This is a genomic window from Ruegeria sp. SAZD013 (assembly GCF_059612525.1).
The window spans coordinates 273297-293033 of the sequence record NZ_JBXWQT010000020.1; the positions used below are offsets into that span (position 1 = coordinate 273297).

Here is a 19737-nt window from a genome sequence, read left to right on the forward strand (position 1 = left end):
TCTGGCTCGCCTATCTCTTAACCACTTGTTTGTTGGGGGCCGCATATGGCTGAGCTGAAGAATATCGAGGTGCGCGGCGCGCGCGAACATAACCTCAAAGGTATAGACGTTGATATCCCTCGGGATCAGTTGGTGGTCATAACTGGACTGTCGGGTTCGGGGAAGTCCTCATTGGCGTTTGACACCATCTATGCAGAAGGCCAGCGCCGGTATGTCGAAAGCCTTTCGGCCTATGCCCGGCAATTCCTGGATATGATGGAAAAGCCGGATGTCGATCATATCAGCGGCCTGTCTCCGGCAATTTCGATTGAACAAAAGACGACGTCCAAGAATCCGCGTTCAACTGTGGGCACGGTGACCGAGATCTATGACTATCTGCGTCTGCTGTTTGCCCGCGCCGGAACGCCCTACAGCCCAGCCACCGGGCAACCGATTGAGGCGCAGCAGGTGCAGGACATGGTCGACCGGATCATGACAATGGAAGACGGTACGCGCGGTTATCTTCTGGCCCCCATCGTGCGCGACCGGAAGGGTGAGTACAAAAAAGAATTCCTGGAGCTGCGCAAACAGGGTTTCCAACGCGTCAAGGTGGACGGAGAGTTCTACGAACTGGATCAACCGCCTGTATTGGATAAGAAATTCCGTCACGATATCGACGTGGTTGTTGATAGACTGGTTGTGCGGGAAGGAATGGAAACGCGCCTGGCCGACAGCCTGCGCACCGCTCTGGACTTAGCGGACGGGATTGCCATTTTGGAAACTGCCCCGCGTGAAGGTGATCAGGAACGCATCACATTCAGCGAGAATTTTGCCTGCCCGGTCAGCGGTTTCACCATTCCCGAAATCGAACCACGCCTGTTTTCGTTCAACGCGCCCTTCGGTGCCTGCCCGGATTGTGACGGTCTTGGAGTTGAGTTGTTTTTCGATGAACGCCTGGTGGTGCCGGACCAGACGCTGAAACTCTACGATGGTGCTTTGGCACCGTGGCGCAAGGGTAAATCCCCTTATTTCCTACAAACAATCGAGGCCATTGCGCGCCATTACGAGTTTGACAAGAACACGCCCTGGAAAGACCTGCCTTATAATGTGCAGGAGGTCTTTCTGCGTGGGTCCGGGGATGATGAAATTCAGTTCCGGTACGATGAAGGTGGGCGCGTCTATCAGGTGACCCGCAGTTTTGAAGGCGTGATCCCGAATATGGAACGCCGGTACCGCGAAACCGACAGCGCATGGATTCGTGAGGAATTTGAACGATATCAAAACAATCGTCCCTGCGGCGCCTGCGAAGGTTACAGGCTTCGGGCCGAAGCGCTGGCGGTAAAGATCGCCGGGCTGCATGTGGGGCAGGTGGTGCAGATGTCGATCCGTGAGGCTTTGGCGTGGATCGAAGACGCGCCCAACCACCTGAGCGCCCAGAAAAACGAAATTGCCCGCGCCATTCTCAAGGAGATTCGCGAGCGACTCGGTTTCCTGAATAACGTTGGTTTGGAATATCTTACGCTGTCCCGTTCAAGCGGAACACTGTCAGGTGGCGAGAGCCAGCGTATTCGTCTGGCCAGTCAGATCGGCTCGGGGCTGACCGGGGTTCTCTATGTTTTGGATGAGCCTTCGATCGGGCTGCATCAGCGAGACAATGACCGGCTTCTGGGTACGCTCAAGAACCTGAGGGATCAGGGCAATACGGTGATCGTTGTAGAACATGACGAGGAAGCCATCCGTGAAGCTGACTATGTTTTCGATATCGGTCCGGGAGCAGGTGTACATGGCGGGCAGGTGGTCAGTCATGGAACGCCTGCGCAAATCGCGGCGGATGCGGCCTCCATTACCGGGCAGTACCTTGCAGGAACGCGTGAAATCGCAGTTCCGGTACAGCGCCGTAAAGGCAAGAAGCAGAAAGTCACGGTGGTCAAGGCCACAGGCAACAACCTGAAGAATGTCACAGCCGAATTCCCCTTGGGCAAATTCGTTTGTGTCACCGGAGTGTCTGGCGGGGGTAAATCCACCCTCACCATCGAGACATTGTTCAAAACCGCGTCAATGCGGCTGAACGGAGCACGTCAGACACCAGCACCCTGTGAAACCATCAAGGGGCTGGAACACCTCGATAAGGTCATCGACATCGACCAGCGACCCATTGGGCGAACGCCGCGTTCAAACCCGGCGACTTATACTGGCGCCTTCACCCCGATCCGAGATTGGTTTGCCGGTCTGCCCGAGGCTAAGGCACGCGGATACAAACCGGGTCGCTTCAGCTTTAACGTCAAAGGCGGGCGGTGCGAGGCATGTCAGGGTGACGGTGTCATCAAGATCGAGATGCACTTTCTGCCGGATGTCTACGTGACTTGCGAAACCTGCAAAGGCGCGCGGTATAACCGCGAGACGCTTGAGATCAAGTTCAAGGGCAAATCCATCGCGGATGTGCTTGATATGACAGTGGAAGATGCGCAGGAGTTCTTCAAGGCCGTGCCGTCAATCCGGGACAGGATGGACGCCCTTGCTCGTGTGGGTCTTGGCTATATCAAGGTGGGTCAACAAGCCACAACGTTGTCAGGTGGCGAGGCGCAGCGGGTAAAGCTGTCTAAGGAACTGTCGAAGCGTTCAACCGGGCGAACGCTCTATATTCTCGACGAACCGACAACAGGTCTGCATTTCGAAGATGTGCGCAAGCTGTTGGAAGTGCTGCACGAACTTGTCGATCAGGGCAATACTGTGGTGGTGATTGAACATAATCTGGATGTGGTCAAAACTGCGGATCATATCATCGACATTGGACCTGAAGGTGGTGATGGCGGTGGCGAAATCGTCGCCACCGGAACACCAGAAGACATAGCCGATGTTGAACGCAGCCACACCGGGCGATACCTGAAGCCGATGCTGAAAGGGGCGCGCGTCGCGGCAGAATAAGTGCCTAGACGCGGCCTCAGTTCAGGATATCTGCGATCGCGCCGATCAGGTTCAGGACTTTGCGTGTCTCGGGGTCGACCCGGTACACGTAATCACCCGCACGGACATATGAGTAGTTTCGGTTCAACCCATAGCGATAGGGGTCATTGATCCAACGGTAGTCGTTGGTAATGAAGTCACCATCGCGATAGATTTTCTTTGCCTGACCAGGCGGCACGCAGGGAACGGATTTCTTGGCCAGACCCGGAGGGCAATGACCGGCCTTATTCTTTGCAATCGCGGCAACCGGGGAAAGGGCCAAAGCCGCCAGAGTTGCCGTCGTCACCAAAAATCTCGTCATGTCGCCGTCCTTTGCGATTTGGCCAGCCGGGCCTTTTGTTCATGACTGCCTAGATGGTCGCTTGCCCAACATCTGTCAAATCGTTGGGCAAGATGCCGCCAGTTGTCTTATTCACGCCCGCGCTTTTCGAACCGTGGCAGCATGGCACTGAAATCGCGTCCCTTGCCATCTTCATTCTCGACAAATTGCTCATAAAGCGCGGTGGCAACCTGACCCATCGGTGTATCTGCATCTGCACTCTCTGCCGCCTGCTGGCTCAGGCGCAGGTCCTTCAACATAAGCTCGGCCGCGAAACCGGGGGCGTACCCATTGTCCGCCGGGCTTTGCGGACCGACACCGGGGGCAGGGCAATAGGCGTTCATCGTCCAACTGTATCCGGACGACGTACTTACCACGTCAAACATCTTCTGCCGGTCCAGACCAAGCTTGTCGGCTAGGGCGAAGGCTTCACAGGTTGCGATCATGGTGACACCAAGGATCATGTTATTGCAGATTTTGGCGGCCTGGCCGGCACCGGCCTCACCACAGTGAACAGCTTTCTGCCCCATGATGTCGAACAGGGGAGATGCCTTGGCAAACGCGGCCTCTGATCCGCCAGCCATGAAGGTCAGCGTGCCAGCCGCAGCACCACCGATGCCGCCTGAAACCGGCGCGTCTACGGACAACAGTCCGGCGTTGATGGCCTGATCCGCAACTGCCCGCGCGCTTTCCACATCAACCGTCGAGCAATCGATTAACACGGCACCTTGTGCCATTGCGGGAATGATTTGATCGGCAACGGCCCTCAGAATCGCACCGTTTGGCAGCATCGTGATGACAGCATCGGCCGCTGCGACGGCTTCCGAAGCGGTTTCGGCCGGAGTAACTCCGTCAACCGTCACGCCCGCTGTGTCAAAGCCAAGTACCTTATGACCGGCTTTTGCCAGATTGGCCGCCATTGGCGCGCCCATGTTTCCCAGTCCGATGAAACCGATTTGCATCTCTTAATCCTCTTCGAAAGTCAGGGCGTCCGCACCCAGGGGCTGAAGCATTTTCGACACGGCAACCAGAGGGACGTTCATGTCAGGAAACTGCCAGTTCGGATTGCGATCCTTGTCGATGATCTGCGCGCGGATACCTTCCAGAAAATCTCCATGCTCCATCGCGCGGTAGGTGAAACGATACTCCATCTCCAGAGCTCGGCGTATGGTCAGAGAAGGGGTGCGCAGGCGGTGAAGAATCTCGATCGTGCAGGCCACGGAAAGCGGCGCGTTCTTCCTCAGTATGCCCAGAGTTTTTTCCGAAAACTCACTGTCGTCGCTGTGCAGACTGTTCAGAACGTCGCCAAGGGTTTCACCGGAAAAATGCTGATCGATCTGGGCCTGCAAGTTCGCCAATTCACCAACAGGCGGTGTATCAGCATGGTCAGCCAATAGTTCAGCGTTTCCAGAGGCTTCGAGCAGCTCGATCAGATCGGACCATTGTGATTGTGGGATGAAAAGATCGGCAAACCCTGCATAGATCGCATCCGCAGGCCCCATCCGATAGCCCGTTGTCCCCAGAAACTCACCCGTGCGTCCGGGTGCAAGGGCCAGCATCAAAGAGCCGCCGACATCCGGCACCAGTCCGATGGAGCATTCTGGCATGGCTATCTTTGCACTTTCACCTACAACGCGATGGCTGCCATGGCATCCGATGCCAACACCGCCGCCCATCGCGAACCCCTGAAGAAAGCTGATGACCGGCTTTGGATATTCGAAGATCAGGGCATTCAGACGGTATTCGTCACGCCAGAATTTCTGACCGTAAGAGAAATCGCCCTTGGTGCCGGTTTCATAAAGTTCAGCAATATCACCGCCCGAGCAGAAGGCTTTTTCCCCTTCGGCGTCCAGGATGATCAGGTCAATCTCATCGTCCTCGCGCCAGTTGCGCAGCGCTGTGTCGATGGCCATGCACATGTCATAGGTCATCGCGTTCAGCGCATGAGGACGGGTCAGGGTGATACGCCCGGCACGGCCTGTGGTGCGGATATCGATATCTGACATGGATGCCTCAGCGATTGGCAAGCAACTGGCGCGATACGATCACACGCATGATCTCATTCGTGCCTTCCAATATCTGGTGCACACGAAGATCACGCACAAGCTTTTCGATGCCGTAATCAGCAAGGTAGCCATAACCACCATGCAATTGCAGGCACTGATCCACCACTTTCGATCCGGTCTCAGTGACGAATTTCTTGGCCATAGCGCAGAACTTCGTGGCATCGGATGCGCCCTGATCCAGCTTCCAGGCTGCCTGCCGAAGGAACGTACGCGCGGCCTGCAATTCGATCTCCATATCCGCCAGACGGAACTGAAGGGCCTGAAACTGGTCGATGGATTGGCCAAAAGCCTTACGTTCAGACATGTATTGCAGCGTCATGTCCAGCCCCGCCTGAGCGGCCCCAAGGGAACAGGCCGAAATGTTAAGCCGCCCGCCATCCAGCCCCATCATCGCATATTTGAACCCGTCTCCTTCCGTGCCCACAAGGTTTCCGGCCGGTATCTTGCAATCGTCGAACTGAACTTGCGCGGTGGGTTGGCTTTTCCAGCCCATCTTCTGCTCGAGCGCGCCGAAGCTGAGTCCGGGCGTGCCGTCTTCAACGTAAACGGTCGATATCCCTTTGGGTCCATCCTGACCGGTACGCACCATGCAGACGTAAGCGTCGGAATATCCGCCGCCTGAAATGAAGGCTTTTGTTCCGTTCAGCGTATAGCCTTCATTGGTTCGTTCGGCACGTGTTTTCAGCGCCGCCGCATCCGATCCAGAGCCGGGCTCGGTCAAGCAATAACTCAGCACAGTTTTCAAGCTCAGAACATCGGGCATAATGCGCGCCTTGAGGTCATCGTCGGCAAAATTGTCGAGCATCTTGGCGCACATGTTATGGATCGACAGGAAGGCTGCGACCGACGGGCAGGCCATCGATAAGGCCTCAAAAACCAGGGTTGCATCCAGACGGGTCAGGTTTGACCCACCGCTAGCCTCTGACACGTAAAGGGCACCGAAGCCAAGCTCTCCGATTTGGGGCCACAAGGTTTTGGGGATCGTTCCATCAGCCTCCCATTGCCGGGCAAAAGGGGCGATATGTTCCTGCCCAAAGGCATGTGCCATATCGAAAATGGCTGTTTGTTCCTCGCTGAGTGCGAAATCCATGGCGCTCCCTCCCATCGGCAATGAATTGAACAGTTGTTTATTTCTGAATTCTTACAGAAATTTTGCAGGTTCAACAATGGCTCTGGGCACGGGGCTGTTGTCGTTAGTGCCTAAAGATCCGCATGGAACTCTTCGATCAGGTGGCGTACGACGGCCTTGCCGGGATCTTCTCCTCGTGCGGCAGCCTCGGCGTGAACGCGGCGCTGGCGTGTGGCCGAGGTGCCGTTTTCGGCAATCTGCCGCAGGCGGGCCAGTTCCGACATTGTGCCCAGTGCCTCGGCATCTTCGGCCAGCAATCCCATCAGATCACCGATCAAATCGGACATGGGTTTGATCGAGCGATCGCCGAAGTCGATCAATCCTTCGCCCACACCATATCGCTGTGCGCGCCAGCGGTTTTCACCTATAAGAAAGCGATCATATTGCCGCCAGCGCAAGTTGCGATCTTTCAAGCGGCACAACATTCTGGTCAACGCCTGAATAAGGGCGGCAAGTGAAAGCGTGTGCTCCAACCTTGGCTGGACATCCATAATCCGCGTTTCAAGCGTTGGAAAGCGATGCGAGGGGCGCAGGTCCCACCAGATCTTAGTGGTATCTTCAATGACCCCCAGTTCAATCAAAATACCTGTCGTGCGTTCATATTCGCCCCAGCTTGCAAAGACCGGCGGCAGACCAGTGCGCGGCAAATTGTCAAAGACAGTCAGGCGGTACGAAGACAGGCCCGTATCCTCGCCATTCCAGAAAGGCGAGGACGTGGACAACGCCAGAAGATGCGGCAGGAAGTAAGACAATTGCGGCATCAGATCAGAACGCAATGCTTGGCTTTCAACCCCGACATGAACATGCATTCCGCAGATCAGCATCCGGCGGGCCACGCCCCCCAGCGCATGTTGCAGCGCATCATAGCGTTCTTTGCGGGTGTGATGCTGATCCTTCCAGTTTGCGAAAGGGTGGCACGACACGGCAATTGGCGACAGATTATAATCCGCTGCCCGTTCTGATACACAGGACCGCAGGCGTTTCAGGTCCTCGCGCGCCGAAGCAACGGTTGCATGCGGGCGGGTGCCGACTTCAATCTGGCATTGCAGGAATTCGGGGCTGACCTGACCTTCGAAATCATTCTGACAGGCTTCCATCAGCGCTTCGGGGGCTTCGGACAATTGGAGGCTGTCGCGGTCTACAAGAAGGTATTCTTCTTCGATCCCGATCGTGAATTCCTGCTGCATGGCGGCCCTCGCGGTAGTTATTTCGATCAGTGAATACGGAAATTTTCTTTTTGCCAAGAGTTTGCCCGGCTTGTCCTTGCAGAGGAACGACTAGCAAAGGTAAGGAACATCGCAGCAAAGACTACGGAGCCAGCGACTTGAAACCCAGAAAATTCCCGCAGATCAACGCCGCCCTGGATGAGCTGGGTGTGAAACTGGTCGACAAGGTCACCGAACAGGATGAGCGCACACGGTTGGAAGCTTTTGAGGCTGCCGGAGGTCTGACGCGCCCCGTCTATGCTTTGTCCCCGGGGATGGATGGGTTTGATATTTCGCAGCTGGCCAGTGAATACGCCATGCACAAGAATGCGCTAGAGGCGCTGAAGGATCCAGAGCGCAATCAGACTGGCTATCGTACCGGAAACGGCTATTACGACAGCCCGGACGCGGATGCCTTGTATCTGATGATCCGCCGCTTTCAGCCCCGGCGGGTGATCGAGGTTGGATGCGGTAACTCGACCCGAGTAACCCGGCAGGCGGTCATCGATGGCGGGTTTAACACCACAATTACGGCAATCGATCCGTATCCCCGCGCTGACATTGCCCATGTTGTTGATCGGTTCGAACAAAAACGGCTGGAGGAGGCCGACCCGGCGCTGTTTTCAGAGCTGGAAGCCGGCGACATCCTGTTTATTGATTCCAGCCACGTCGTGCGGATGAGCAACGACGTAGCTCATCTTTTTTGCCGCATCATTCCAACACTGAAGCCCGGAGTGGTGATCCATGTGCACGATGTTTTTCTGCCCTACGAATACCCCAAGCGGTTCTTCTATGATTGCCCGGGTTGGGGTGAGCAGTACATGCTGCACGCTTTGCTGCAATCTGGCGCGTATTCAATGCTTTGGCCGGGATATTACTTGCAACAGGATCGACCCGATGCCGTCGCCGATTTGCCCTTTTTGGCTGAAGGTCGCACGCAAAGCATGTGGGTGCAGCTAAAAGAAAAATGATCTCAGACTGATCCGGCGTGACGAAAGCCCCGTATCCCTTTCCATAACAAGCTGGAGAGGAGAAGACAGCCATGTTTCGTCGTACTTTTATGGGTGCCGCCGCCGCATTTGCATTTGCCATGCCGCTCAAAGCGCAGGCTGCAGATATCGTTGATACCGCTGTAGCAGCCGGATCGTTCAACACGTTGGTGGCCGCAGTTCAAGCCGCAGGTTTGGTAGATACCTTGAAAGGAAAAGGTCCATTCACCGTCTTTGCCCCAACAGACGAAGCCTTTGCCGCACTACCCGAAGGCACGGTGGAAACGTTGTTGTTGCCGGAGAACAAGGATCAACTCGTATCGATCCTGACATACCATGTAGTACCAGCCAAAGTGATGTCCGGCGACATTGCTGGCAAGCGCGCCAAGGTTCTGACTGTTCAGGGTGATCGGCTTAGCGTGAATGCCAAAAACGGCGTCAAAGTGAATGACGCCAAGGTCATACAGGCAGATATTGAAGCCAGCAATGGCGTGATCCACGTGGTCGACGCTGTTATCCTGCCGGAATGACGCTCTGTTCCTAAAGAGATCAAAGCCCCGGCGTATGACCGGGGCTTTTGCTTTTCTGAGCTGGTAGATTAGATCAAACGAACCTGTGTGCCGACCTTAACCAGCGGATACAGTTCTTCGACATGCTGGTTGTAAAGGCCGATACAGCCAGACGAACTCTGCCGGCCGATCTTGCGGGTGTCATGCGTGCCATGAACCAGGTAAGCGGGCCAGTCCAAATACATTGCACGGGTGCCCAGCGGGTTTCCGGGATCACCGCCATCGATCCGAATAGGCAGGCTGGGGTCACGCTCGCGCATCGAGGCAGTCGGTGTCCAGCTTGGAAACTCGGTCTTGCGCACAACTTTTGTGTAGCCGCGTTTTGTAAGCTCTTCGCTCATGGGCACAGAGCTGGGGTACAGCTTATAGGTGCCATCCGGCGCCCAATAGTGAACCGCGCGGCTGGTAATGTCGGCCAACAGGCAGCCTACGCCCAGCTCATCAAAATGGTCCTGCCAGTTTTGCTGCGAGAAGGACGACACATTGCGCCGTACCGGCAACTGTGTGCTGATCGCGTCTTCGGTTTGCGGGAAAGCATCAGTGCTTTGTGCCCGAACAAGGGCGGGGGTCGCCATCAGAGATGCAACGCCCAGTAGGGCGGAACGACGGGTTATTCGGGATTGGGACAAGGTTGCCTCCGGTAAGTTCACTGCTCGCTGTGTATTTGGCGGCAAGATATTTCCATTGGACGCAATTTTCCAGAGCGACGCACCTGAATTTCTTGTGAGCGTGGGGAATTTGAACGCTGGTCGGCGGAAAGATGCGAAAACCCGGCCCTGAATGGGGCCGGGTTCCATGGTCGTGCAGGCTGAAATCAGTCCATGGCTTTGAAGTTGAACTCGCCACCTTCCTTGATGCCGGACGGCCAACGTGCGGTCACTGTTTTAGTGCGGGTGTAGAACTTGAAGCTGTCCGGGCCATGCTGGTTCAGATCACCAAACATGGATTTTTTCCAACCACCAAAAGTGTGATAAGCCAGCGGAACGGGGATCGGAACGTTGATGCCCACCATGCCGATATTGATCCGGCTTGCAAAGTCGCGCGCTGTGTCACCGTCGCGGGTAAAGATCGCTGTGCCGTTGCCGTATTCGTGGTCCATCGCCAGGCCAATCGCCTCTTCGTAGGAACCAGCACGGACGGTCGACAGAACCGGGCCAAAGATCTCTTGTTTGTAGATGTCCATGTCCGGAGTGACATGGTCAAACAGGTGCGGGCCGACAAAGAAACCGTCCTCATAACCTTGCAGGCTGAAGTCGCGGTTATCGACAACCAGCTTTGCGCCTTGCTCGACACCCGAATTGATCAGGCCAAGGATACGTTCTTTCGCGGCGGCGGTTACAACAGGGCCCATGTCGACATCGTCACCAGCGGTGTAGGGGCCTACTTTCAGCTTTTCGACGCGTGGGATCAGCTTTTCGATCAGCTTGTCCGCGGTTTCTTCACCAACGGGAACCGCAACAGAGATTGCCATGCAGCGTTCGCCAGCTGCGCCAAACCCGGCACCGACCAGCGCGTCGGCGGCCTGATCCAGATCGGCGTCCGGCATGACGATCATGTGGTTCTTGGCACCACCAAAACACTGGGCGCGTTTGCCGTTTGCTGTGGCGCGGCTATAGATATACTGCGCGATTGGGGTAGACCCCACAAAGCTGACGCCCTGAATGATCTCGCTGTCGAGGATCGTATCAACGGCCTCTTTGTCGCCATTCACGACCTGGAACACGCCTTTGGGCAGACCGGCTTCGACAAATAGTTCGGCCAGCATCAGCGGAACCGAGGGGTCACGCTCGGACGGTTTCAGAACAACGGCGTTACCGCAGGCCAGTGCAGGACCGACATGCCACAGAGGCATCATCGCAGGGAAGTTGAAGGGCATGATCGACCCTACGACACCTAGCGGTTGGCGCATGGAATACATGTCGATGCCGGGGCCTGCGCTGTCTGTAAACTCACCCTTCAGCATCTGCGGTGCACCGATGCAGTATTCGATCACTTCCAGACCACGCTGCAAGTCGCCCTTGGCATCGGGGATGGTTTTGCCGTGCTCGCGGCTTAGTGCCTCGGCCAGTTTGTCCATGTCGCGGTTCATCAGGCCGACCATTGCCATCATGACACGTGCACGTTTCTGAGGGTTGGTTGCGCCCCATTCCGGCTGGGCAGCGGCTGCGGCCTCAATCGCCGCCGTGGTTTCCGCAGCACTTGCCATCGGACACTTGTATTGAACCTCGCCCGTAGCCGGGTTGTAGACGTTGTCGAAACGACCGGATGTACCGGCGACCATTTCGCCGTTCAGGAAATGGGTCAGATCTTGCATCAATAACTCCTCCGATAGATTTGTGCACACAATAGGCTTGCAGAAATCCCGCGAACAGAGGCAATGTCTCAAAAGAGTTTTGCAAAAATGCAAAAGGAAACGGTGTGACTCCAAACTGGGACGATATGCGGATCTTTCTGGCCGTGGCGCGCGAGGAAAGTCTTTCCTCCGCTGGTCGTATCCTGAAAATCGATCCCGCCACCGTGGGGCGACGTGTTGCGCGATTGGAAACGACGCTGGATTCTGCGTTGTTCACAAAGTCGCAGCAGGGATATGTCCTGACACCGGCAGGGCAGCGCCTGTTGGAGCATGGGTTGCATGCAGAAGAGGCGATGCGCGCAGCGGCCGGAGCCGTGGCGGGATCCACGAAATCACTCAGCGGGCAAATCCGGATCGGCGCGCCAGATGGCAGCGCAAATTACCTATTGCCCCAGGTCTGCGCCAAGATCAGTGATTCAAACCCGGAACTGGATATTCAGATTCTGGCTCTGCCGAGGGTGATCAACCTGTCCCGTCGCGAGGCCGATATGGCCGTGACTGTCAGCGCGCCAACCGCAGGGCAGCTTTTGGTCAAGAAAGTCAGTGATTACAAACTGCATATGGTCGCGACCGATGAATATTTGAAACGTCACGAACCAATCCACTCGGTCGCTGACCTCAAGGGGCACCGGTTGATCGGTTACATTCCCGACATGATCTTTGACCGCGAACTGGATTACCTGAACGATATTGGGGTTGACCGTGTCGCGCTTGCATCGAACTCGGTCTCGGTGCAATTGCGGCAGGTCAGTTTGGGAACTGGCGTTTGCGTGGCGCATGACTTTACGTTGCCGTTCCATCCGGGGCTTCGGAAAATCCTGACGGATCAAGTGAGTCTGACGCGCAGTTTCTATCTGGTTCGGCATGAAGGAGATCAGCGCAACGAACGGTTGAACCGCTTTGCCGATGCCCTGACGCGCGGCATTCGCGAGGAAGTGCTTCGATTGGAAGCAGATGCCGGTGCTTGACAGGTCGCCACAATCGCGCAACGCTTTGGAATAAGTGTTATTATTCCGGAGGAATTCTTCATGTTGGTACAGGCTATCCTGACGTCCAAAGCGACAGACGGCGTTGTAACGGTGGCGCCAATGGCGACAGTTTCAGAAGCCTCGAAGATTCTTGCGGAAAAGCGGATCGGGACGGTTGTTGTTTCTGACGATGGCGGAAAAACCGCGATTGGAATTCTGTCTGAACGCGACATCGTCCGCGAGCTTGCCGCCAGCGGTAGTGGCTGTCTCGACCAGCCTGTAAAATCCTACATGACGCAGGACCTGATCACGACGACGCGTCAGGCCTCGGTTCAGGATATCATGGCCCGCATGACAGAAGGGCGCTTTCGCCATATGCCGGTTGTCGAAGACGGTAAACTGATCGGCATCGTCACACTTGGTGACGTGGTAAAGGCCCAACTGGCCGAACTGGCGATGGAAAAAGACGCTCTGGAAGGCATGATAATGGGGCACTAACAGCAAGGGGTGCCAAAGCAATCACTTGCACCTGCAGCAAAGTTGTGTTTGCTTGCGCAGAAATTTTGTTGCGCAGGAGGGCGCGATGCGGGTTGGTTTGTATCCGGGAACCTTTGACCCTATCACCATAGGGCACATCGATATCATTCGCCGGGCGGCGGCATTGGTGGATAAACTGGTCATTGGCGTCGCCATCAACCGGGACAAAGGCCCGTTGTTCTCGCTGGAAGAGCGCGTCGCCATGATCGAGGCCGAATGTGCCGAACTGACCGAACAAACCGGCACGGAAATCATCGCTCATCCCTTCGAAAATCTATTGATCGATTGTGCGAGGGATGTAGGTGCACAGATCATTGTGCGCGGTTTGCGCGCTGTCGCGGATTTCGAGTATGAGTTCCAGATGGTTGGTATGAACCGCGCACTGGACGACTCGATCGAGACTGTTTTTTTGATGGCCGAAGCACGCCATCAGGCGATTGCTTCAAAACTGGTGAAAGAAATTGCCCGCTTGAACGGGGACGTGTCAAAGTTTGTCACGCCCCGTGTCAATGCCGCACTGCGCGAGCGGTTAGGCTAGGGCACCCATCGAGGCGGCCGTATCCAGCATCCGGTTCGAAAAGCCCCATTCGTTGTCATACCAGGCCAGCACGCGAACCAGCGTGCCGTCGGTGACTTTGGTTTCTGCCAGTGACACCGTCGAGCTGTGCGAGTCGTGGTTGAAATCGACCGAGACCAGAGGACGGCTTTCCGCCGCCAGAACACCAGGGATCTTTGCTGCGGCGTCAATGAAAAGTTGATTGACCTCATCTTCGGTCGTTGGGCGCGAAACCTCGGCAACCAGATCAACGACCGAAACGTTCGGGGTGGGTACCCGGATGGCCTGACCGGTCAATTTGCCCTTGAGTTGCGGCAGTACCAGCCCCACAGCGGCGGCTGCACCGGTTGTGGTGGGGATCATCGACAGGGCTGCGGCGCGCGACAGGTAGGGGTCTTTTCCAACTGTGTCATGCACCGGCTGGCTGGCGGTATAGGCGTGAACGGTGGTCATGTTGCCATGTTTGATGCCAAGACCAGCGTCCAAAGCTGCGGCAACCGGAGAAAGACAATTCGTGGTGCAGGATGCGTTCGATACGATCAGATCGTCGGCGGTCAGTTCGTTATCGTTGACACCAAAGACGATGGTTTTCACACCGCCGTCACCCCGTGCAGGGGCTGAGATCAGGACTTTCCGCGATCCGTTCTTGAAGTGACGTTCCGCTGCTTCGCGGGTGCGGAAAACCCCGGTGCATTCCAGAACAACGTCGATATCAGACCAAGGCAGGTCTTCGGGATTACGCTCACTACTCAGGCGGATCGGGCCGCGCCCCACATCCATGCCGGCGTCTGTAAGCGTGACAGGGTTGGGATAACGGCCATGAACACTGTCAAACTCGAATAGATGCGCGTTCATGTTGGGTTTGCCCAAGTCGTTGATCGCGACGATCTCAACGTCTGTACGTCCGCTTTCCATCACCGCGCGCAGAACCCCGCGCCCGATCCGTCCAAATCCGTTGATCGCTAGTTTCAGGGTCATGGTTCGCTCCGTACAAATATCTCAGTTATATGAGTTAGCGCTAACAATTACAGATCAAGAGAAATGTCAAGAAAAACCTCTGTCATCGCCAAAAAGCGAGCCAGTCCAGAAAGTCGTAAAGCTTCTTACCGAGGAACAACATGTGCTCGGTACCATACAAGGCCACGTCCAGCATCATGCCCCCAAGCAATAGGACGCCAAGCCACATAGCAATTTGATTGTTCATGTCGGTTCCGAATGAAAATGCCCGCTCAGATAACCTGAGCGGGCACCAACGTACAAGCGAAGTCCGAAGGGTCAGTTAAGGCGGCCCATGGCGACGGCTACGTCTGCCATGCGAACCGAAAAGCCCCACTCGTTGTCATACCAGGCCAGCACGCGCACCAAGCGATCATTGACGACGCGGGTCTGGTCGGGTGCGAAGATCGAGCTTTCTTCGGTGTGGTTGAAATCGGTTGATACCAGAGGCGCGGGCTCATATCCCAGAACACGCTGCATCGGGCCTTTGGCTGCTTCTTCGACGATAGCGTTGATTTCGGTCACCGAGGTGTCACGCGACGCGCGGAAGGTCAGGTCAACTGCAGAAACATTCGGGGTAGGAACCCGGATGGCAGACCCGTCCAGACGGCCTTTCAGGTTTGGCAGAACTTCACCCAAAGCTTTGGCAGCACCGGTTGAGGTCGGGATCATCGACATTGCGGCAGCGCGGGCGCGATAGAGGTCGCTGTGGCGACGGTCCAGCGTGGGCTGGTCTCCGGTATAGGCGTGAATGGTGGTCATGATGCCATGTTCAATGCCGACACCCTCGTCCAGCACCTTGGCCAGCGGGGCCAGGCAGTTTGTTGTGCAAGAGCCGTTCGACACCATGTTGTCATTTGCGGTCAGGGTGTTGTGGTTCACACCAAAAACGATGGTCTTGTTCACATTTTTGCCGGGGGCGGACAGCAGCACCTTGCCCGCACCGCGATCCAGATGTGTTTTGGCCTTGGTGCCATCATTGAATTTACCGGTGCACTCCAGAACGACGTCACAGCCGTCCCAGTCCAGTTCGTTCATATCGTAGGTCGAAAACATCTGCATTGGGCCACGACCCAGATCCATCGTGTTGCCTTCGATTGAAACTTCGCGCGGGAAACGCCCATGAACGCTGTCATATTTCAGCAGATGCGCAGAGGTTTCCAATGGGCCGGTTGCGTTGACTTTGATCACTTCGATGTCGTTACGCCCCGACGCGGCGATGTGCGACAGGGTGCAGCGGCCAATACGGCCAAAACCATTGATACCGACCTTGATGGTCATGTGACGTCTCCTGATGCGCTTGCGTTGAGGGCCATATAGCGGCGAAATGGGAATCTCAAAAGGGCAAAAACGGCATATTTTTAAGGTGTTAGCGCAAACCTGCGACGGTTGCGCTAACGCTTGCGCTAGCCGTTGGATCAGGTAGGGTCCGGATGCGGCAGCGAACGGGAAAGGAAACGCGATGAGTGGTCTTTTGGCCTTGTTGGACGATGTGGCCGGGATCGCCAAGGTCGCGGCGACATCGGTGGATGATGTCGTGGCAGCGGCAGGCAAGGCAGGGGCCAAGACTGCAGGCGTAATCATTGACGACGCTGCGGTAACACCAAAATACGTTCAGGGCTTTGCCCCGGCGCGCGAATTGCCGATCATCTGGCGTATCGCGCGCGGTTCGGTTTTCAACAAAATCATACTCCTGTTGCCGGTGGCCTTGTTGCTGGCCAATTTCGCCCCGTGGCTGATCACCCCACTGTTGATGCTGGGTGGATCATATTTGTGTTTTGAAGGCGCCGAGAAGATTTTTCACGTCCTGTTTCCTCATGGTAGCCATGTAATTGAAGAGGATATGAAAAACCGGGACCCGGGCCATCTGGAAGAGCAGAAGGTCAAGGGCGCAATCAAGACCGATTTTATTCTGTCTGCCGAGATTATGACCATTGCACTGGCGGCGATCGAAGCCCCGAACCTATGGATGCAGGCCGCGACGCTGGCCGTTGTGGGGATCGGCGTGACGGTGGCCGTCTATGGGTCGGTGGCTCTGATCGTGAAAATGGATGATGTTGGGCTTTATCTGGCGCAGAACGCGCCGACACCTATCGGTCGCGGTCTGGGCCGAGGGTTGGTCAAGGCAATGCCCGGGGTGATGAAAACACTGTCCATTGTCGGAACAGCGGCGATGCTGTGGGTGGGGGGCTCGATCGTCATCCACGGGATGGAGGTGTTGGGCTTTGGATGGTTGGGCCATCATATCCATGAGTGGGCCTATACCATTGGGCATTCTGTCTCTGATCAATGGGTTGGTGTGGTTGAGTGGGTGTCCAAGGCCACGATGGATGGCGTATTTGGTTTAGCTTGGGGGTTGGTTTTGATCCCTGTTGCAACCCGGATCATAGCACCAATGTTAAGTAAGAATGCGAAACACTGAATTGACCCGTTACCGTCTAGGCACGACGATCGATGGCCCGCTTATTCGAAAAGTGGGCACGCGCGGATTAAACGGCAGATCCTCAATTCTATCGGCTTTGAGTGTTGCGGCCGACGAAGTCCCATTCGATGAATCCGAGCTGTACAGTTTCTTGCATTTTCGTGTTGATACCGCTTTCAGGGCGCAGGAGCGTAGCCGTTGGTTCGGGGGACGCTTTTACAACGCTTTAGTGGGTCAATCGGCTACTTATGTTCCGCTGTCTGGAACCCATCTTCGCCAAGCGTTGTATTGTCTCGGCCTGCAAGAACCTGAGAAAGTGGTGGTGCAAGGACGGTATGAGTTGCGATTGGATTACGCTCTGAAAGCCTATGAAGAACTTGCACTTCGGGTTAAGGCTGAACCCAAATGAAAAGGGCGGCCAAGGCCGCCCTTTGCTCGATCAGGTGGGACTGATTTACAGCCCCAACAATTCCTTGACCTTTGCAACGGTTGCTTCGGCGGTGATGCCGAAATGCTTGTACAGTTCTCCCGCAGGGGCCGAGGCACCAAAGCTGGACATGCCGATGAATCCGGCTTTGGCTTCGCGGCCACGTTCACCCAGCAACCAACGATCCCAGCCACCAGCGCGAACCGCGGCTTCGATACCAACGCGGACCGGACCCGCCGGAAGGACGCGCTTGCGGTAGGCTTCATCCTGCTGTGCGAACAGCTCCATGCACGGCATCGAGACGACGCGGGTGCCGATGCCCTCGGCCTCGAGCATCGCTTTGGCTTCCATGGCCAGCGACACTTCGGAACCTGTGGCGATCAGGATTGCCTGACGCTTACCTTCTGCTTCGGCCAGAACGTAAGCACCTTGTGCGGTCAGGTTCTTGGTCTTGTGCTCGGTACGTACCGTTGGAACACCCTGACGGGTCAGCGACAGGACAGAGGGGCTGTCCTTGAAGGTCAGCGCCAGTTCCCATGCCTCGGCCGTTTCAATGGTGTCAGCCGGGCGGAAGACAAAAGTGTTGGGGGTTGCACGCGAGATCGCCAGATGCTCGACAGGCTGGTGGGTCGGGCCGTCTTCGCCCAGACCGATCGAGTCATGGGTCATCACGAAAACCGAAGGGATCTTCATCAGCGCCGCCAGACGCATGGACGGGCGGGCATAATCGGTGAAGGCCATGAATGTACCGCCATAGGGGCGGATACCACCATGCAGCGCCATGCCGTTCATCGCCGCCGCCATGCCGTGTTCACGGATACCATAATGGATATAGCGACCCTTGCGGTTTTCCGGAAGGAACACGCCCATATCGGCCGATTTTGTGTTATTTGACCCGGTCAGGTCCGCCGAACCGCCAACGGTTTCGGTCATGATCGGGTTTACAACGTTCAGGACCTTCTCCGACGACGAACGGGTGGCCAGTTTCGGCTGGTCTTCGGACATCTGCTTTTTGAAGGCGCGAATGGCTCCGGCCAGACGCTTGGGGGCCTCGAACGCATAGGCGCGGGTGAACTCAGCCTGCTTACGCTCGGACAGTTGTGCGAAACGCGCTTCCCATTCCGAACGCTCGGCAGCGCCACGCGCACCGATAGCTTCCCATGCGGATTTGACATTGGCAGGCACGTCAAACGCGTCATGCACCCAGCCATAAGCCTTCTTGGCGGCCTTCAGCTGATCCGCATCGGTAAGCGCGCCGTGCCCTTTTGACGTGTCCTGCGCCGCGTGGCCCAGAGCAATGTGGGTTTTACACGCGATCATGGTCGGCTTTTTCGACTTCTTCGCCTGAACGATGGCCGCGTCGATGGCCTTGGGGTCATGACCGTCGATTTCGATCACATGCCAGCCCGAGGCCGCAAAGCGACGAACCTGATCGGTGCGGTCGGCGATGTCGACGGTGCCGTCGATGGTGATGTTGTTGTTGTCCCAGAAGACGATCAGCTTGCTCAGCTCGTGACGACCGGCCAGGGTGATTGCCTCCTGGCTTACGCCTTCCATAAGGCAGCCGTCGCCCGCGATGACATAGGTATAGTGGTCTACAACCTTCTTGCCATAATGCGCGCGCTGGATTTCCTCGGCCATCGCAAAGCCCACGGCGTTCGAGATACCCTGACCCAGCGGTCCGGTCGTGGTTTCAACACCAGCGACCAGAAAGTTTTCTGGGTGGCCTGCGGTTTTTGCGCCCAGCTGGCGGAAATTCTTGATCTCCTCCAGCGTTACATCTTCATATCCCGTAAGGTACAGCAACGAATAGACCAGCATCGAACCATGGCCTGCGGACAGGATGAAGCGGTCACGATCCGGCCAGTTCGGGGCCGAGGCGTCAAACTTCAGATGCTTTTCGAACAGGACGGTCGCGACATCCGCCATGCCCATGGGCATACCAGAATGTCCGGAGTTTGCAGCGGCGACGGCATCAAGGGTCAATGTGCGGATGGCCGCAGCTTTGTCCCAGTGTTCGGGGTTGGCATTGCGCAGCGCAGTCAGGTCCACGGGCGTTGTTCCTTTGGATAAAAAGCAGATTGCGGGCTCAATACCACTCAGCACTCAAAGTGCAAGCAGAACCAGGGTTTATCCGCTTGGATTGCGTGAACTGCGTGGTCCAAGTAGTTGAAAGCAAACAGTGGGTATTTTCTGTCGCATTCCGTTAGACTAGCGGCAGGCGGGATTCGATTTTGATTCGGATCGCTTCGCAACAG

At 56.2% G+C, this 19737-nt stretch carries 19 protein-coding genes; 8 read left to right on the top strand and 11 right to left on the bottom strand.

Annotated features, from left to right (window positions below; genetic code table 11):
* Positions 1-45: 45 nt before the first annotated feature.
* Positions 46-2904, top strand: coding sequence for an excinuclease ABC subunit UvrA (gene uvrA / locus AC2FLU_RS07580; protein ID WP_496808540.1), 2859 nt, complete (start codon positions 46-48; stop codon positions 2902-2904).
* Positions 2905-2920: 16 nt separating this feature from the next.
* Here uvrA and AC2FLU_RS07585 read toward each other — a convergent pair whose 3' ends face one another.
* The 5 genes from AC2FLU_RS07585 to AC2FLU_RS07605 form a co-directional block, all read right to left on the bottom strand.
* On the bottom strand, positions 2921-3244 hold the full coding sequence (locus AC2FLU_RS07585; RefSeq protein ID WP_496808539.1) for a hypothetical protein: 324 nt from the start codon (positions 3242-3244) through the stop codon (positions 2921-2923).
* A gap of 107 nt (positions 3245-3351) precedes the next feature.
* Positions 3352-4224: a 3-hydroxyisobutyrate dehydrogenase gene (gene mmsB, locus AC2FLU_RS07590; protein ID WP_480493278.1), complete on the bottom strand. Its 873-nt coding sequence runs from the start codon at positions 4222-4224 to the stop codon at positions 3352-3354.
* A gap of 3 nt (positions 4225-4227) precedes the next feature.
* Entirely contained in the window at positions 4228-5268 is a 1041-nt protein-coding gene (locus tag AC2FLU_RS07595) for an enoyl-CoA hydratase/isomerase family protein (protein WP_480553388.1), read from the bottom strand.
* A gap of 7 nt (positions 5269-5275) precedes the next feature.
* Positions 5276-6418, bottom strand: a complete 1143-nt coding sequence (locus AC2FLU_RS07600; RefSeq protein ID WP_480493274.1) for an acyl-CoA dehydrogenase family protein — start codon at positions 6416-6418, stop codon at positions 5276-5278.
* Positions 6419-6528: 110 nt separating this feature from the next.
* A complete protein-coding gene (locus tag AC2FLU_RS07605) occupies positions 6529-7644 on the bottom strand; it encodes a carboxylate-amine ligase (protein WP_480472551.1) in 1116 nt (371 codons plus the stop codon).
* Between the two features lie 137 nt (positions 7645-7781).
* On the opposite strand from AC2FLU_RS07605, the gene AC2FLU_RS07610 reads away from it, so the two are divergent.
* Together AC2FLU_RS07610 and AC2FLU_RS07615 are read left to right on the top strand one after the other, a co-directional pair.
* Entirely contained in the window at positions 7782-8633 is an 852-nt protein-coding gene (locus tag AC2FLU_RS07610; RefSeq protein WP_496811924.1) for a class I SAM-dependent methyltransferase, read from the top strand.
* A 71-nt stretch (positions 8634-8704) separates the two neighbouring features.
* Positions 8705-9181: a fasciclin domain-containing protein gene (locus tag AC2FLU_RS07615; RefSeq protein WP_480516897.1), complete on the top strand. Its 477-nt coding sequence runs from the start codon at positions 8705-8707 to the stop codon at positions 9179-9181.
* A gap of 68 nt (positions 9182-9249) precedes the next feature.
* Here AC2FLU_RS07615 and AC2FLU_RS07620 read toward each other — a convergent pair whose 3' ends face one another.
* Together AC2FLU_RS07620 and AC2FLU_RS07625 are read right to left on the bottom strand one after the other, a co-directional pair.
* Positions 9250-9795: a L,D-transpeptidase gene (locus AC2FLU_RS07620; RefSeq protein WP_480517736.1), complete on the bottom strand. Its 546-nt coding sequence runs from the start codon at positions 9793-9795 to the stop codon at positions 9250-9252.
* Between the two features lie 239 nt (positions 9796-10034).
* The gene (locus tag AC2FLU_RS07625) at positions 10035-11534 is read right to left on the bottom strand and encodes a CoA-acylating methylmalonate-semialdehyde dehydrogenase (protein WP_209596112.1); all 1500 of its coding nucleotides are present in this window, start codon (positions 11532-11534) and stop codon (positions 10035-10037) included.
* Between the two features lie 125 nt (positions 11535-11659).
* Here AC2FLU_RS07625 and AC2FLU_RS07630 point away from each other — a divergent pair, with 125 nt between their 5' ends.
* The 3 genes from AC2FLU_RS07630 (at position 11660) to coaD (ending at position 13616) form a co-directional block, all read left to right on the top strand.
* Positions 11660-12541 (top strand): LysR family transcriptional regulator, encoded by an 882-nt coding sequence (locus AC2FLU_RS07630; RefSeq protein WP_496808542.1) that lies wholly within the window; start codon positions 11660-11662, stop codon positions 12539-12541.
* 60 nt (positions 12542-12601) lie between these two features.
* Positions 12602-13039, top strand: a complete 438-nt coding sequence (locus tag AC2FLU_RS07635) for a CBS domain-containing protein (RefSeq protein WP_496808538.1) — start codon at positions 12602-12604, stop codon at positions 13037-13039.
* 85 nt (positions 13040-13124) lie between these two features.
* Entirely contained in the window at positions 13125-13616 is a 492-nt protein-coding gene (gene coaD, locus AC2FLU_RS07640; RefSeq protein ID WP_209596116.1) for a pantetheine-phosphate adenylyltransferase, read from the top strand.
* On the opposite strand, the gene gap (AC2FLU_RS07645) is transcribed toward coaD, so the two are convergent.
* The 3 genes from gap (AC2FLU_RS07645) to gap (AC2FLU_RS07655) form a co-directional block, all read right to left on the bottom strand.
* Complete coding sequence (gap, locus tag AC2FLU_RS07645) at positions 13608-14612, bottom strand: type I glyceraldehyde-3-phosphate dehydrogenase (RefSeq protein ID WP_480493270.1); 1005 nt, start codon at positions 14610-14612, stop codon at positions 13608-13610. The genes coaD and gap (AC2FLU_RS07645) overlap by 9 nt on opposite strands.
* An 82-nt stretch (positions 14613-14694) precedes the next feature.
* A complete protein-coding gene (locus AC2FLU_RS07650; RefSeq protein ID WP_480493268.1) occupies positions 14695-14838 on the bottom strand; it encodes a hypothetical protein in 144 nt (47 codons plus the stop codon).
* A 71-nt stretch (positions 14839-14909) separates the two neighbouring features.
* Entirely contained in the window at positions 14910-15911 is a 1002-nt protein-coding gene (gene gap, locus AC2FLU_RS07655) for a type I glyceraldehyde-3-phosphate dehydrogenase (protein WP_480493266.1), read from the bottom strand.
* Between the two features lie 181 nt (positions 15912-16092).
* Here gap (AC2FLU_RS07655) and AC2FLU_RS07660 point away from each other — a divergent pair, with 181 nt between their 5' ends.
* Together AC2FLU_RS07660 and AC2FLU_RS07665 are read left to right on the top strand one after the other, a co-directional pair.
* On the top strand, positions 16093-17052 hold the full coding sequence (locus AC2FLU_RS07660; RefSeq protein ID WP_480553404.1) for a DUF808 domain-containing protein: 960 nt from the start codon (positions 16093-16095) through the stop codon (positions 17050-17052).
* Positions 17039-17461 carry a hypothetical protein gene (locus tag AC2FLU_RS07665; RefSeq protein WP_480516907.1) on the top strand — a complete coding sequence of 141 codons (423 nt, stop codon included), beginning with the start codon at positions 17039-17041 and terminating at the stop codon, positions 17459-17461. Before AC2FLU_RS07660 ends, AC2FLU_RS07665 begins: the two co-directional genes overlap by 14 nt.
* Positions 17462-17506: 45 nt before the next feature.
* On the opposite strand, the gene tkt is transcribed toward AC2FLU_RS07665, so the two are convergent.
* On the bottom strand, positions 17507-19531 hold the full coding sequence (gene tkt / locus AC2FLU_RS07670) for a transketolase (protein WP_480553405.1): 2025 nt from the start codon (positions 19529-19531) through the stop codon (positions 17507-17509).
* Between the last annotated feature and the right edge of the window lie 206 nt (positions 19532-19737).

Bases quoted from the DNA above. Each gene is read 5' to 3' on its own strand.
- uvrA (WP_496808540.1), top strand. From the start codon at position 46: ATGGCTGAGCTGAAGAATATCGAGGTGCGCGGCGCGCGCGAACATAAC.
- AC2FLU_RS07585 (WP_496808539.1), bottom strand. From the start codon at position 3,244: ATGACGAGATTTTTGGTGACGACGGCAACTCTGGCGGCTTTGGCCCTT.
- mmsB (WP_480493278.1), bottom strand. From the start codon at position 4,224: ATGCAAATCGGTTTCATCGGACTGGGAAACATGGGCGCGCCAATGGCG.
- AC2FLU_RS07595 (WP_480553388.1), bottom strand. From the start codon at position 5,268: ATGTCAGATATCGATATCCGCACCACAGGCCGTGCCGGGCGTATCACC.
- AC2FLU_RS07600 (WP_480493274.1), bottom strand. From the start codon at position 6,418: ATGGATTTCGCACTCAGCGAGGAACAAACAGCCATTTTCGATATGGCA.
- AC2FLU_RS07605 (WP_480472551.1), bottom strand. From the start codon at position 7,644: ATGCAGCAGGAATTCACGATCGGGATCGAAGAAGAATACCTTCTTGTA.
- AC2FLU_RS07615 (WP_480516897.1), top strand. From the start codon at position 8,705: ATGTTTCGTCGTACTTTTATGGGTGCCGCCGCCGCATTTGCATTTGCC.
- AC2FLU_RS07620 (WP_480517736.1), bottom strand. From the start codon at position 9,795: ATGGCGACCCCCGCCCTTGTTCGGGCACAAAGCACTGATGCTTTCCCG.
- AC2FLU_RS07625 (WP_209596112.1), bottom strand. From the start codon at position 11,534: ATGCAAGATCTGACCCATTTCCTGAACGGCGAAATGGTCGCCGGTACA.
- AC2FLU_RS07630 (WP_496808542.1), top strand. From the start codon at position 11,660: ATGCGGATCTTTCTGGCCGTGGCGCGCGAGGAAAGTCTTTCCTCCGCT.
- AC2FLU_RS07635 (WP_496808538.1), top strand. From the start codon at position 12,602: ATGTTGGTACAGGCTATCCTGACGTCCAAAGCGACAGACGGCGTTGTA.
- coaD (WP_209596116.1), top strand. From the start codon at position 13,125: ATGCGGGTTGGTTTGTATCCGGGAACCTTTGACCCTATCACCATAGGG.
- gap (WP_480493270.1), bottom strand. From the start codon at position 14,612: ATGACCCTGAAACTAGCGATCAACGGATTTGGACGGATCGGGCGCGGG.
- AC2FLU_RS07650 (WP_480493268.1), bottom strand. From the start codon at position 14,838: ATGAACAATCAAATTGCTATGTGGCTTGGCGTCCTATTGCTTGGGGGC.
- gap (WP_480493266.1), bottom strand. From the start codon at position 15,911: ATGACCATCAAGGTCGGTATCAATGGTTTTGGCCGTATTGGCCGCTGC.
- AC2FLU_RS07660 (WP_480553404.1), top strand. From the start codon at position 16,093: ATGAGTGGTCTTTTGGCCTTGTTGGACGATGTGGCCGGGATCGCCAAG.
- AC2FLU_RS07665 (WP_480516907.1), top strand. From the start codon at position 17,039: ATGCGAAACACTGAATTGACCCGTTACCGTCTAGGCACGACGATCGAT.